9 protein-coding genes are annotated in these 13,656 nt (G+C 44.6%); 6 read left to right on the forward strand and 3 right to left on the reverse strand.

Annotated elements, in window-relative coordinates; all coding sequences use genetic code 11:
* Window positions 1–86: 86 nt before the first annotated feature.
* The gene (locus tag KTG12_RS06465) at window positions 87–1,085 is read right to left on the reverse strand and encodes a gliding motility protein GldB (protein ID WP_119216099.1); all 999 of its coding nucleotides are present in this window, start codon (window positions 1,083–1,085) and stop codon (window positions 87–89) included.
* 125 nt (window positions 1,086–1,210) lie between these two features.
* On the opposite strand from KTG12_RS06465, the gene KTG12_RS06470 reads away from it, so the two are divergent.
* The gene (locus KTG12_RS06470) at window positions 1,211–2,533 is read left to right on the forward strand and encodes an MATE family efflux transporter (protein ID WP_122116088.1); all 1,323 of its coding nucleotides are present in this window, start codon (window positions 1,211–1,213) and stop codon (window positions 2,531–2,533) included.
* Window positions 2,534–2,547: 14 nt separating this feature from the next.
* On the opposite strand, the gene KTG12_RS06475 is transcribed toward KTG12_RS06470, so the two are convergent.
* Window positions 2,548–3,672: a DNA polymerase III subunit delta gene (locus tag KTG12_RS06475; RefSeq protein WP_005639228.1), complete on the reverse strand. Its 1,125-nt coding sequence runs from the start codon at window positions 3,670–3,672 to the stop codon at window positions 2,548–2,550.
* 464 nt (window positions 3,673–4,136) lie between these two features.
* Between KTG12_RS06475 and KTG12_RS06480 the strand changes: the two genes are divergently transcribed.
* Entirely contained in the window at window positions 4,137–5,180 is a 1,044-nt protein-coding gene (locus KTG12_RS06480) for an asparaginase (RefSeq protein WP_005643836.1), read from the forward strand.
* An 84-nt stretch (window positions 5,181–5,264) separates the two neighbouring features.
* On the opposite strand, the gene metF is transcribed toward KTG12_RS06480, so the two are convergent.
* Window positions 5,265–6,215 (reverse strand): methylenetetrahydrofolate reductase [NAD(P)H], encoded by a 951-nt coding sequence (gene metF, locus KTG12_RS06485; RefSeq protein WP_005639238.1) that lies wholly within the window; start codon window positions 6,213–6,215, stop codon window positions 5,265–5,267.
* 562 nt (window positions 6,216–6,777) lie between these two features.
* Between metF and KTG12_RS06490 the strand changes: the two genes are divergently transcribed.
* The 4 genes from KTG12_RS06490 to KTG12_RS06505 all read left to right on the forward strand — a co-directional run bounded on the left by KTG12_RS06490 (window position 6,778) and on the right by KTG12_RS06505 (window position 13,584).
* Window positions 6,778–7,797 (forward strand): branched-chain amino acid aminotransferase, encoded by a 1,020-nt coding sequence (locus KTG12_RS06490; RefSeq protein WP_022322429.1) that lies wholly within the window; start codon window positions 6,778–6,780, stop codon window positions 7,795–7,797.
* A gap of 156 nt (window positions 7,798–7,953) precedes the next feature.
* Window positions 7,954–9,132, forward strand: coding sequence for an ATP-binding protein (locus KTG12_RS06495; RefSeq protein WP_022322428.1), 1,179 nt, complete (start codon window positions 7,954–7,956; stop codon window positions 9,130–9,132).
* A gap of 30 nt (window positions 9,133–9,162) precedes the next feature.
* Complete coding sequence (nifJ, locus tag KTG12_RS06500; protein ID WP_005639248.1) at window positions 9,163–12,711, forward strand: pyruvate:ferredoxin (flavodoxin) oxidoreductase; 3,549 nt, start codon at window positions 9,163–9,165, stop codon at window positions 12,709–12,711.
* A 210-nt stretch (window positions 12,712–12,921) separates the two neighbouring features.
* Window positions 12,922–13,584, forward strand: a complete 663-nt coding sequence (locus tag KTG12_RS06505) for an HD domain-containing protein (protein ID WP_008157306.1) — start codon at window positions 12,922–12,924, stop codon at window positions 13,582–13,584.
* The last annotated feature ends 72 nt before the right edge of the window (window positions 13,585–13,656 follow it).

Genomic DNA, 13,656 nt, shown 5'->3' on the forward strand with positions numbered 1-13,656 from the left:
CATGGTATTAGAATTAAGTTAGATTAGGTTATCCGTCCAGTTCGCGAGAATAGGACGGTTTTCTTTTTTTATATCCCCCGTAGGCTTTATGGCTTGTATTTCGAATCGGTCAGAATAGCTTGGCTATCGTTGTTTTGCATCAAGGCTTCTGGGGTCGAATTCGTTTCTCGCATATATTTGTCGATAATCTGCCAGCCGAGCCAACTGCCGAGATTTCCGGGAGCGTCGCTTGCCAGGAATATGCTGGGGACGTTATCGAAGTATTTATTTGTCGTCATCAGGTCTGGCGTATAAAGATGCTTGCGTTCTATGATAGCCTTCCACAGGTTGGATTCATTCTCTTTGCACCAGTTATAGGAAGTTTCCGTGTAGCCCATGAGTACTTCTGGCTTCAGTTCAGGAAATGCTTGATGGATCAGATATTTTATTTTGCCTTCATAGATCATCCGGTCGAGCAGTACATTTTCTTTTCCTTCAAACGGATACTCGGACATCAGCCAACCGGCAAGGTAATCGGGGACGATATGCTCAGGCGTCATTAACCGGCGCTGGAAATCATAGAAGAAGTCCTGGTATAACGGATATTCCTCGCCTAAATATTTATCTATCGAGATGGACAACAGGCTGTCGCCGACCAGTACATTTTGATTGAAGCCGGAAACGTGCATATAGATGGCCGGAATCTGCATCGAAGGAAAACAGGTCTTCAACCATGTGAAACCGTTACCGAGAGCTTGCTCGATCTGGGAAACATTGTCATATTGACGGACAGCATCGGTATATAACCCCTTCAAAGTCGGTTCGGAATAGTAGTTGGCCAATTTGTCGAAGAAGCCGGGCATTGCCGGAGACTTCATGTTTAGGATACCTTTTCCCAATATGTCGAGCATTTGCGGGTATTCGCGAACAAGCCTGGCTTGCATGGAGGAGTCGTTCGTTTCGACCAGCTTTAAAAGCTCCTTGTCGAAACGATTGATCTTGACTGGAGCGGCCGAAGTGACAGCTGCCGGGATATGGGAATTCTGTCCGTTACAACTGAAAAGGTAAAATGACAGAGAGAATATCAGCAATAATTTCGCTTTCATAGGAATATCATTAATAAATTATACGCACCATCATACCGGTTCATTTTTATAAAAACGAATGTCTCCCGGTTATATTGTGCAATCCATTCTTATTATTATCTTTGCATCCCTTTTTATCAGACAATATGCAATTTACGAACAAACAAATTCTGCAAATAACATTCCCCGTTTTGATGAGTCTATTGATGGAACACATGATCGGGTTGACCGATACGGCCTATTTGGGGCGGGTAGGAGAAGTCGAGTTGGGAGCGTCGGCATTGGCGGGAGTCTATTACCTTGTGATTTATATGCTTGGCTTCGGTTTCAGTATAGGCGCGCAGGTATTGATAGCTCGGCGAAACGGCGCACAAGAATATAAACGGATTGGGCCGGTCTTCCTGCAGGGGACGTTTTTCCTGTTGCTGCTTGCCTCGTTGCTGTTTACGGCTTCACATCTGTATTCGCCTTTCTTTCTGCGCAAACTGATCGGTTCCGATGATGTCTACCAGGCTACGATGAAGTATGTGGACTGGCGTGTCTATGGCTTTTTCTTCTCCTTTGTCGCCGTTATGTTCAGGGCTTTTTATGTCGGTATTACAAAGACAAAGATCCTGACGATAAATTCGGTCGTGATGGTGTTAGCCAATGTAATGCTGAACTATGTCCTGATATTCGGGAAGTTCGGATTTCCGGCGTTGGGGATTGCCGGAGCGGCGATCGCTTCATTGATCTCGGAAGCTGTTTCGGTGCTGTTCTTCATTCTTTATACGTGGAAGAAAGTCGATTATAAGAAATACGGGTTGTTTGAGTATTCGGGTATAGATTTCCGGATGTTGAGGCAGATATTGGGTGTTTCTATCTGGATTATGATTCAGCACGGGATTGCTTTTTTAGGCTGGTTCGTGTTCTTTGTCGTGATGGAGCATCAGGGAGAGCGGCCGTTGGCGATTACGAATGTGGTGCGAAGCATTTCTTCGTTTCTGTTTATGTTTGTCAATGCCTTTGCTTCGACCTCCAGTTCGCTGGTCAGCAATCTGATTGGTGCTGGAAAGCCGGAACAGGTGATGGGATTGTGCGGGCGTATGATACGGATTTGCTATTACTTCGTTTTGCCGCTCGGTATTCTGATTGCCCTATTCCCGGAACTGGTATTGCGCATTTACACGGATAATCTGGATCTGATTGCCGGTTCTGTATCATCCCTTTGGGTGATGCTTTCCTCTTATCTAATTGTGGTTCCGGCCTTTATCTTCTTTTTCAGTGTGTCGGGAACGGGAAATACGCAGACGGCATTGCTGATTGATATGGCAAGTATCTTTGTCTATGTTCTCTATGCACTGTGGGTCGGTATCCGGATGCATGCGGATGTGGCGGTCTGCTGGACAACGGAGCATGTCTACGATTTGATGATCCTGTCCGCTTTCTTCTATCTCTGGAAAGGAAACTGGCAGAATAAAAAACTGTGACAACTTATCTGGAATTACCGTTTTATCAATACGGTAAGCCGTAGGGAAAGATCGAAAAAGACCATCTTTGCGTTCACATTTTGCGTCACATGCCGTTCCGCTTTTGCCAACTCGTCCATGATGTCGATCACATTCCGTTCATTGATGAAAGGAGCGAACTTCACGGCAAATCCAGCTTCGTCCGTATTCATATAATTGAGTTCCGGCGACTGGAACCGGTACATGAAGTTCTCGCGTATCAGATGCTGGCAATAAGAAAGAAAGTTCTTCTGCCGTTCACGCCCGATACTTGCCAACACGTCTGCCATGTCTTTCATGCCTCTGACATTACGCGCCCAGGAGTTGCGCATCATGCCTTTGAATTGTTCCAGGTAGAACTTGTTCTCTTCCCCCAGGCTGATTGCCTCGACCGCTTTCAGGTAACTGCCGTTTGCCAGATGGGCGACATGCTTGGCATCTTCGGGAGTCAGGTTGAACCGGGAAATCATGGAGGCGGCGATATCTTCCGGATGAATGCCACGTACGTTGATACGTTGCGCACGGGACAGGATGGTTCCTAAAACCAGGTCGGGAAGTTCCGATACCATCAGGATCACCGTGTTCCGGGGAGGTTCCTCAATGATCTTCAGGAGTTTGTTGGCACAGGTCGGGTGGAGTTTTTCCGGTAGCCATACCAACAGGATGCGGTAAGTCGCTTCGTATATCTTAAGGCTCAGTTTCCGGATAATCTCGTCGCTCTCTTTCGAGTAGATCAGAGCTTGTGAGTTGCCGGCATCGATATAATCCAGCCAGCCGTCTATATCGAAATAGGGACGGTCTTTCAGGAAACCTCTCCATTCGGTGAGGTAATCGTCGCAGACATCTTTTTTCTTATCCTTCTTGGAAACGATCGGGAACACGAAATGAAGGTCCGGGTGGGCCAACTCGTTATACTTCAGGCATGACGGACAATGCCCGCATGAATCCGTTTCCGTCCGGTTCGTACAGTTCAGATAACGTGCGTAAGCCAGTGTGAGAGGAAAGGCGCCTGCACCCCCCTGTTCCGTGAATAGCTGGGCATGCGGGACGACACCTGTCTGTGCCGAATGTATAAGCCGTTTTTTTATTTCTTCCTGACCGATAATATCCTTGAAGTACATGTTGCTTCTTATTGAGTTGATAGAGCAAAGGTACGAATAATCGAGGAAATAAGAAACCTCATCTTAATGTGCGATCTGTATTTTCTCTTTAATGCATTTACCAATAAAAAGTACAAGCAAAAAAGGATATAAGGCCAAATCCATTGCGATAAACAGTATGTATTTCATCTTTGTAAAATTTATTATTTCGTCGATAAGACTAAGATGCTTGGAAAAACCCCTATCCGATAACAAACTTTTTTCATTTTGTTGTATTGCTTACTTCTATTGCCTGATCGATAAAAACTGAGACGGTGATTTGTGTTTTTTTGCGGTTGACAAAATGTAATATTTTTTCTTATGATTATTCTTGTGAAGATAGTTTTGAATATGTTTTAATTGTTTTGTTTCGGTATTTGATTTCAAAATGATAGTATTATCTTTGCATTGTAAAAAAAGAAAATTACATAAATACGGATTGTATTATGAATGTATGCAAAGATGACGCTTCTATTCTGATTATATATACGGGAGGTACTATCGGAATGATAGAAAATCCTGAGACGGGCTCTTTGGAGGCCTTTAATTTTGAACATTTGGAGGAGCATGTCCCCGAACTGAAAAATCTCGGATATAAAATATCGTCTATTCAATTTGATCCACCGATGGATTCATCGGAGATGGGACCGGATTCATGGATGAAAATCGTGCATGTCATTGCGGAACATTATCATGATTACGATGGCTTTGTCGTTCTGCATGGGACCGATACGATGGCCTTTACCGCTTCCGCTTTGAGCTTTATGCTGGAAAATCTAAGTAAGCCGGTGGTTCTGACCGGTTCACAGCTTCCGATCGGTATGCTTCGTACGGATGGAAAGGAAAACCTGATTACGGCGATAGAGATTGCCGCCGCCCGTGAAAACGATATGCCGCTGGTTCCTGAAGTCTGTATTTTCTTTGAGAACGACCTGTTGCGCGGGAATCGTACCAGCAAGACGAATGCGGATAATTTCAATGCGTTCCGTTCCTATAATTATCCTCCGCTGGCGCATGCCGGTATTTCTATTAAATATGATATTCCCCAGATCTACCACCCGGTATCCAGAAAACCGCTGAAACCTCATTACTTGTTGGACCGGAATATTGCAATCTTGAAAATATTTCCTGGAATTTCTCCGCAGGTTGTGGAAAGCATCTTGAATATTCCCGGCTTGAAAGGCGTCGTGATGGAAACATTCGGTAGCGGGAATGCGCCCGGATATGACTGGTTGCTGGAGATGTTGAAGGATGCGGTCGAACGGGGGATCGTCATTGTCAATGTCACCCAATGCCTTGCCGGGAGCGTGGAAATGCACCGCTATGAAACCGGTCGCAAATTGTTGCAGGCCGGCGTGGTGAGCGGTTACGACAGCACGACCGAATGTGCGGTTGCCAAGCTGATGTTCCTGTTCGGGCATGGTATGACGCCGGACGAAGTAAAGGAACATCTGAATTGTTCGCTGATCGGGGAGATTACGATTGCTTGAAAATATAGTTCCTTCGGCATGAAAACATCGTTTCATAGGCATGGAAATATAGTTTCGTGCTCATGAAACGATGTTTTCGTGCTTTCAATACACCTCTTTTGCCACCTTATAGACGCTATCCGATGCCATCATCGTATAGAAATGTAGGCTCGGAACGCCGTGTGCAATCAAGTCTTTGCATTGCTGGATGCACCATTCGACACCGACGGCTTTCGCTTCATCATCCGTTTTGCATTTACGAAGTTCTGTTGCAAACGGTTCGGGAATGTCCGAACGGAATATCTTAGGCAGCACGGTGAGCTGGTTCTTGAATACGATCGGCTTGATACCCGGAATGATGGGGACCGTAATGCCTTCCGCCCGGCATCGGTCTACGAATGCGTAATATTTTTCATTGTCGAAAAACATCTGTGTCACCAAGTAGTCCGCCCCGTTCTTTACTTTCTCTTTCAGATAGAAAATATCCGATTCCATATTGGGGGCTTCTTCATGCTTTTCCGGATAGCAAGCCATTCCGTAAGAGAACGGTGTTTCATTGGCTTCGAAAACAGATCCGTCGATGGCGATCCCTTTGTTGAAGTCGTTCACTTGCTGCTGGAGGTCGGTTGCATGTTCGTGGTATATGTCCGTTTTTTGTCCGGCTTCTAGTGTTTTTACATCTCCACGGAGCAACAACAGGTCATAAACACCTAAAAAGTTCAGGTCGATCAATGCATATTCCGTTTCATCTTTTGTAAATCCCTTGCATATAATATGAGGAACAGCCGTTATGCCATATTTATTCTGGATAGCCGAAGCGATGGCGACCGATCCGGGACGTTTGCGGATGTTGACTTTCTGAAAGCTACCATCTGGCAAAGTCTTGTAGATATATTCGCTGTGATGGGATGTTATATTAATGTATTTAGGATCGAACTCGATCAGTTTGTCTATGACATTATATACTTTCTGTATGCTGTTTCCTTTCAACGGAGGAAGTATTTCAAATGAGAAAGCAGTACTCTTGCTGCTATTGATCAGATCGATTACTTTCATGTTATTTATTTATTTGGGTGGACAAATGTACATAAAAAACAGTTATGTTTGTCTGCCCAATATGTTGATTGTTTATGTTGTTTGAATTTTCCACGTGTCGATATTCCGTGTTTCGTTGCTGAGTTTCCATCATGTCTTTTTGTTGCTTCTTCACAAAGATACGATATAATCTGCAATTTGCATCTATCGTTCTTGTTATTTTTGCCGTTTTTGAAGGGGTAAATGAGTGTTAAAATAGACAATATCTCTCTTTAAAATGCGATTTTGGGTTAAAATCTTGATTGATAGTGAGGTGTAGGAATCTTATATCTGTTAAAAAATATTACCCTTGTGTGTAATTTGAATTAAATGGGATATAAAATCGAATTAGATGCAGCAGTAGTTTCGATTTGGACCAATGAGATTTGAGGCAAGGTGTACAATAAGAGTGTAGCCGAATTTGCCTGTACGCATTGCGACAATTTGCGGGATTATTTTCCTGCGAGGATTAAATGAGTAACGGTTGCCGTTTTTCATTTTTTATTAATACCTTTGCCTGTCAATAATCTAATTACGATAAGATATGGAAAATATTAATTGGTCTGATCTGTCATTCGGTTATATGAAGACAGACTATAATGTACGGTGTTACTATCGGGATGGTAAATGGGGCGAGCTCGAAGTTAGTTCTTCCGAGATCATCAATATTCATATGGCTGCCACATGTTTGCATTATGGACAGGAGTCGTTTGAAGGATTGAAGGCGTTCAAAGGGAGAGACGGCAAGATCCGTGTGTTCCGTATGGATGAGAACGGCAAACGCATGCAATCTTCCAGCCGCGGTATCAAAATGGCCGAGTTGCCCGTTGAGAAGTTCGAGGAAGCTATCCGTAAGGTCGTAAAACTGAACGAACGTTTTGTCCCCCCTTATGAAAGCGGGGCTGCTTTATATATCCGTCCGTTGATGATCGGTTTGGGTGCCCAGGTGGGTGTGAAGCCGGCTCTCGAATATATGTTCATGGTGTTTGTGACGCCGGTGGGACCGTATTTTAAGGGTGGTTTCAAACCCTCCAAAGTATGTATCATGCGCGATTACGATCGTGCTGCCCCTCAGGGAACCGGTACGATCAAAGTCGGTGGTAATTACGCCGCCAGTCTCGTTGCGGGCGAAAAGGCTCATGAGCTGGGCTACGCCGCTGTTTTATATCTGGACCCGAAAGAAAAGAAATATTTGGACGAATGCGGCCCAGCCAACTTCTTCGGAATTCGTGGCAACAGCTACATCACTCCGCAGTCTCACTCTATCCTGCCTTCTATCACGAACAAGAGTTTGCAGCAGTTGGCAACCGATATGGGCCTGACGGTGGAACGCCGTCCGGTTCCGGTAGAAGAAATCGCTGCGTTCGATGAAGCTGCCGAATGTGGAACTGCTGCGGTTATTGCTCCGATTTCACAGATCGATGATTTGGATGTCAATAAGTCTTATGTGATTGCAAAAGACGGCAAACCGGGTCCTGTTTGTGAAAAACTATACAATAAACTGCGTGCTATCCAGTATGGCGATGAACCTGATACCTATGGGTGGATAACGATAATTGAATAATTAACAATAAAAAATGGATAATTGATAATTTGGAATAGATGTTTTTTATCAAAATTGCAAACTCTGCATTGCAATTCGGAAAAAATATCTATATTTGCCTCGTTTAACGGGATGGATAAATTGTCAATTGTCCATTGTTAATTGTCAATTGAAAAAGTGGAAGCATTCTTTAAAACACATAAATATCTGGTAGAACACTTGTATTCGCCGGTTCGCAGAGGGCTGATGGACGAGATCGACTGGAATGATCGGTTGATCGGTATTAAGGGGTCTCGCGGAGTGGGAAAGACGACTTTTCTGCTGGATTATGCCCGCGAGCATTTTGGCGCGGATAATAAAGAGTGTCTTTACATAAATCTGAATCATTTTTATTTTACGGAACGTACGTTGGTCGATTTTGCTTCTGAGTTCAGGGCAAAAGGGGGAAAAGTGCTGCTGATCGACCAAGTGTTCAAATATTCGGGATGGTCGAAAGAACTCCGCTATTGTTACGATAACTTCACTGATTTGAAGATCATTTTTTCCGGTTCTTCCGTCATGCGGTTGAAAGATGAAAATCCCGATCTGTCAGGTAAGGTGGTTTCGTATAACCTGCGAGGTTTCTCATTCCGGGAATTTTTTAATCTGATGTCCGGGAACAGTTTTCCAGCTTATACGTTTGGAGAAATATTGGTGGACCATCAGGAGATTGCGAAAGGCATCTGCTCGGTGGGAAAACCGATGGCATACTTTCAGGACTATCTGCATCATGGTTTCTACCCGTTCTTCTTGGAGAAGCGCAATTTCTCGGAGAATTTGCTAAAGACCATGAATATGATGCTGGAGGTAGATGTGTTATACATAAAACAAATCGAACAAAGCTATCTGCCGAAACTGCGTAAGCTGCTTTACCTGTTGGCGACAAGCGCTCCTTGTACGCCCAATGTGAGTCAGTTGAGCAAAGACATAGAGACTTCGCGGGCCACCGTGATGAACTATATCAAATATTTGGCCGATGCCCGTTTGATGAACATACTTTATCCGGTGGGAGAGTCCTTCCCCAAGAAACCCTCTAAAGTGTATATGTATAACTCCAATTTGATGTATCCCATCCGGCCGATGGAAGTGAATATGCAGTCTGTCCGCGAATCATTCTTTTATAACCAGCTTTTGAAGGATAATAAATTGAATGAGGGCGGGAAGAATGCACATTTCTTAGTCAATGGGATGCATAATTTCAGGATTGAAGAAAACATGAAGGTGAAGAATAATCCTGATCTGTATTATGCAATCGATAAGGTCGAAGTAGGAGAGGGCAACATGATCCCGCTTTGGCTTTTCGGCTTTTTATATTGAAATTTTTTTAAATACTAATAGTAAGAGTCTATGACAAAACAGAAGAAATTTTTAACCTGTGATGGTAACCAGGCTGCTGCACATATCTCCTATATGTTCAGTGAAGTTGCTGCGATTTACCCCATCACTCCGTCATCTACGATGGCAGAATATGTAGATGAATGGGCTGCTGCCGGACGTAAGAATATTTTCGGCGAAACTGTAATGGTGCAGGAAATGCAATCTGAAGGTGGTGCTGCCGGTGCAGTTCACGGTTCGTTGCAGGCTGGTGCACTGACTACGACTTATACGGCTTCTCAGGGTTTGTTGCTGATGATCCCGAACATGTACAAGATCGCAGGTGAATTGCTGCCTTGCGTATTCCATGTATCTGCTCGTACATTGGCTTCTCACGCACTGTGTATCTTCGGTGACCATCAAGACGTAATGTCTGCCCGTCAGACAGGCTTCGCCATGTTGGCCGAAGGTTCTGTACAGGAAGTGATGGATTTGGCAGGTGTTGCCCACTTGGCTACAATCAAATCCCGTGTTCCGTTCGTGAACTTCTTCGACGGTTTCCGTACATCTCACGAAATCCAGAAGATCGAAGCATTGGAAAATGAAGATTTGGCTCCGCTGATCGACCAGAAGGCGTTGGCTGAATTCCGCGCACGTGCCTTGAATCCGAAAACTCCGGTTGCACGCGGTATGGCTGAAAACCCTGACCACTTCTTCCAGCATAGAGAATCGAGCAACTCTTACTATGATGCAGTTCCTGCTATCGTAGAAGAATATATGAATGAAATCTCCAAGATCACAGGACGTAAATACGGTTTGTTCGATTACTACGGAGCTGAAGATGCAGAACGCGTAATCATTGCAATGGGTTCTGTTACGGAAGCTGCACGCGAAGCTATCGACTACCTGACAGCTAAGGGTGAAAAAGTAGGTTTGGTTTCCGTTCACTTGTATCGTCCGTTCTCGGCTAAACACTTCTTGGCAGCTGTTCCTAAGACTGCTAAGCGTATTGCTGTTTTGGACCGTACAAAAGAACCGGGTGCAGTAGGCGAACCTCTGTATCTGGATGTAAAAGACTGTTTCTATGGCCAGGAAGATGCTCCGGTTATCGTAGGCGGCCGTTATGGTTTGGGGTCTAAGGATACGACTCCTGCCCAGATCCTTTCCGTATATGAAAACCTGGCACTGCCGATGCCGAAGAACCAGTTCACGATCGGTATCGTAGATGACGTAACATTCACTTCCCTGCCTCAGAAAGAAGAGATCGCATTGGGTGGCGAAGGCATGTTCGAAGCTAAGTTCTACGGTTTGGGTGCAGACGGTACTGTCGGTGCCAACAAGAATTCAGTCAAGATCATCGGTGACAATACAAATAAATATTGCCAGGCTTATTTCTCTTACGACTCTAAGAAATCCGGCGGTTTCACTTGTTCTCACCTGCGTTTCGGTGATCATCCGATCCGCTCTACCTATTTGGTAAACACACCGAATTTTGTGGCTTGCCACGTTCAGGCTTACCTGCGTATGTACGATGTGACTCGCGGTTTGCGTGAGAACGGTACATTCTTGCTGAACACGGTATGGAATGGCGAAGAATTGGCAAAACACCTGCCTAACCGTGTAAAACGTTATTTCGCTCAGAAAAATATTACGGTTTATTATATCAATGCTACACAGATCGCATTGGAAATCGGTTTGGGTAACCGCACCAATACAATCCTGCAGTCTGCATTCTTCCGTATCACAGGTGTAATTCCTGTTGATCTGGCTATCGAACAGATGAAGAAGTTCATCGTGAAGTCTTATGGCAAGAAGGGTGAAGATGTTGTAAACAAAAACTATGCTGCTGTTGATCGTGGTGGCGAATACAACCAGTTGACTGTTGATCCTGCATGGGCTAACCTGCCGGATGATGAAGAGGTTGTAAACAACGATCCTGCATTTATCAACGAAGTGGTTCGTCCTATTAATGCACAGGATGGCGACCTACTGAAGGTTTCTGCTTTCAAGGGCATCGAAGACGGTACATGGCATCAGGGTACTGCAAAATATGAAAAACGTGGTGTAGCTGCATTTGTTCCGGTTTGGAATGAGGCAAACTGTATCCAGTGTAACCAGTGTGCTTACGTTTGTCCTCACGCTTCTATCCGTCCGTTCGTTTTGAATGACGAAGAACAGAAGGGTGCAAACTTCCCGATGTTGGATGTGAAAGCTCCGGCTACAATGAAGGGGATGAAGTTCCGTATGCAGGTAGATGTTATGGACTGCTTGGGTTGCGGAAACTGTGCCGATATCTGTCCGGGATTCAAGGGCAACAAGGCGTTGTCTATGGCTCCGCTGGAAGGTCAGTTGGCTGAAGCTGATAACTGGGCATACTGTGTGGCTAATGTAAGTTCTAAGCAGAGTTTGGTAGACATCAAGTCTAATGTGAAGAATTCTCAGTTCGCAACTCCGTTGTTCGAGTTCTCAGGCGCTTGCTCCGGTTGTGGTGAAACTCCGTACGTAAAACTGATTTCCCAGTTGTTCGGTGATCGTGAAATGGTTGCTAACGCTACGGGATGTTCTTCTATCTATTCGGGTTCTGTTCCATCTACTCCGTATACGACAAACGAAAAGGGTGAAGGTCCTGCATGGGCTAACTCTCTGTTCGAAGACTTCTGTGAATTCGGTTTGGGTATGGAATTGGCTAACGAAAAGATGCGTGCACGTATCCAGAATGCAATGGAAGCTGCCATTGCTTATGAAGGCACTCCGGCCGAATATAAGGAAGCATTCACTGCATGGATCGAAAATCAGAACGATGCCGATAAGACGAAAGAACTGGCAGCTCTGATCATTCCGATGGTTGAAGCAGCTAAGGATAAATGTCCGAATTGCGCTACTATCGCCGAATTGAGCCACTTCTTGGTAAAACGTTCACAGTGGATTATCGGTGGTGACGGTGCTTCTTACGATATCGGTTATGGTGGTTTGGACCACGTGATTGCTTCCGGTAAGAATGTGAATATCCTGGTTCTGGATACTGAAGTTTATTCAAATACAGGCGGTCAGTCTTCAAAGGCTACTCCGGTCGGTGCAATCGCCAAGTTTGCTGCAGCCGGTAAGAGAGTCCGCAAGAAAGACTTGGGTTTGATGGCTACTACTTACGGTTACGTTTATGTCGCTCAGATCGCTATGGGTGCTGATCAGGCTCAGACTTTGAAGGCTATCCGCGAAGCTGAAGCTTATGACGGTCCTTCTTTGATTATCGCTTATGCTCCTTGTATCAACCACGGTTTGAAGAAGGGTATGGGCAAATCTCAGGCTGAAGAAAAAGAAGCTGTTGCATGTGGTTACTGGCACTTGTGGCGCTACAATCCTGCTCTGGAAGCTGAAGGCAAGAACCCGTTCACATTGGATTCCAAAGAACCGGATTGGAGTAAATTCCAAGACTTCCTGAAAGGTGAAGTTCGTTTCGCATCTGTTGCAAAACAGTATCCAGCTGAAGCTGCTGAATTGTTTGCTGCCGCAGAAGAAAACGCTAAGTGGCGTCTGCGTAGCTACAAACGTATGGCTGCTGAAAACTGGAGTGTAGAAGAATAATTTGATTATGATCATCTAAGGGTGGAAATCCTTTTTTCACCCGAATAAAATAGAAAGCGGAGTCTCACCATGAGATTCCGCTTTTTTTATTATTCCAATAAAGACCGGTAAAAGGCTTTTGTAATATGAAATTCATGTCCTTCTGGTTCTTCGGCAGAACAAAATGGAATATTTCTGTGTTTAATTAACATATATAGTAAAGATAAAAATATGAATGTAACATATGAAGATGTCCGCAATTCCGAAGAGATCCGGACTTATATCAAACAAGCGGACGAGTCGTTGAAAGCAATCGGCTACACGGAGCATAGCTTTGCCCATTGCACGAAGGTTGCGAAAGTAGCAGGGGATTTATTGGAGAAGTTAGGATATGATGCGCATGAGGTGGAACTGGCTCGTATCGCCGGTTTCATGCACGATATAGGCAATGTGGTGAACCGCATCGACCACGCCCAAAGTGGGGCTATGATGGCTTTTCGTATTTTGGATAAGATGGGAATGCCGCCTGAAGATGTGGCGACCGTTATTACAGCTATCGGAAACCATGACGAACAGACGGCTGCTGCTGTAAATGCCGTTGCAGCTGCTCTGATAATCGCTGATAAGACGGATGTGCGTCGCAGCCGTGTCCGTAACCGTTCCACGATTAATTTCGATATCCATGATCGGGTAAATTATGCAGCCGAAAAATCGGATGTTATATTGGAGCCGGATTCGAAAACGATCACTCTCGATTTAAAGATCAATACTGAAATTTGTGCCGTGATGGACTATTTCGAGATTTTTACCGGACGGATGCTACTTTGCAGGAAAGCAGCTGAATTTCTTGGCCTGCAGTTCAAGCTGGATATAAATGATGTCTATTTATTGTAATATCATTTGTTTCATATATTTTGGAAAAAGTTTATCTTTATCGCGTTTTAACGAAATAAAGGTCTAACTAAT

Source organism: Parabacteroides sp. MSK.9.14, from assembly GCF_019041495.1.
GTDB lineage: Bacteria > Bacteroidota > Bacteroidia > Bacteroidales > Tannerellaceae > Parabacteroides > Parabacteroides merdae.

Coding starts and splice junctions, on each gene's coding strand:
- KTG12_RS06475 (WP_005639228.1), bottom strand. CDS start 3,672: ATGTACTTCAAGGATATTATCGGTCAGGAAGAAATAAAAAAACGGCTT.
- KTG12_RS06480 (WP_005643836.1), top strand. CDS start 4,137: ATGAATGTATGCAAAGATGACGCTTCTATTCTGATTATATATACGGGA.
- KTG12_RS06470 (WP_122116088.1), top strand. CDS start 1,211: ATGCAATTTACGAACAAACAAATTCTGCAAATAACATTCCCCGTTTTG.
- KTG12_RS06490 (WP_022322429.1), top strand. CDS start 6,778: ATGGAAAATATTAATTGGTCTGATCTGTCATTCGGTTATATGAAGACA.
- KTG12_RS06465 (WP_119216099.1), bottom strand. CDS start 1,085: ATGAAAGCGAAATTATTGCTGATATTCTCTCTGTCATTTTACCTTTTC.
- KTG12_RS06505 (WP_008157306.1), top strand. CDS start 12,922: ATGAATGTAACATATGAAGATGTCCGCAATTCCGAAGAGATCCGGACT.
- nifJ (WP_005639248.1), top strand. CDS start 9,163: ATGACAAAACAGAAGAAATTTTTAACCTGTGATGGTAACCAGGCTGCT.
- metF (WP_005639238.1), bottom strand. CDS start 6,215: ATGAAAGTAATCGATCTGATCAATAGCAGCAAGAGTACTGCTTTCTCA.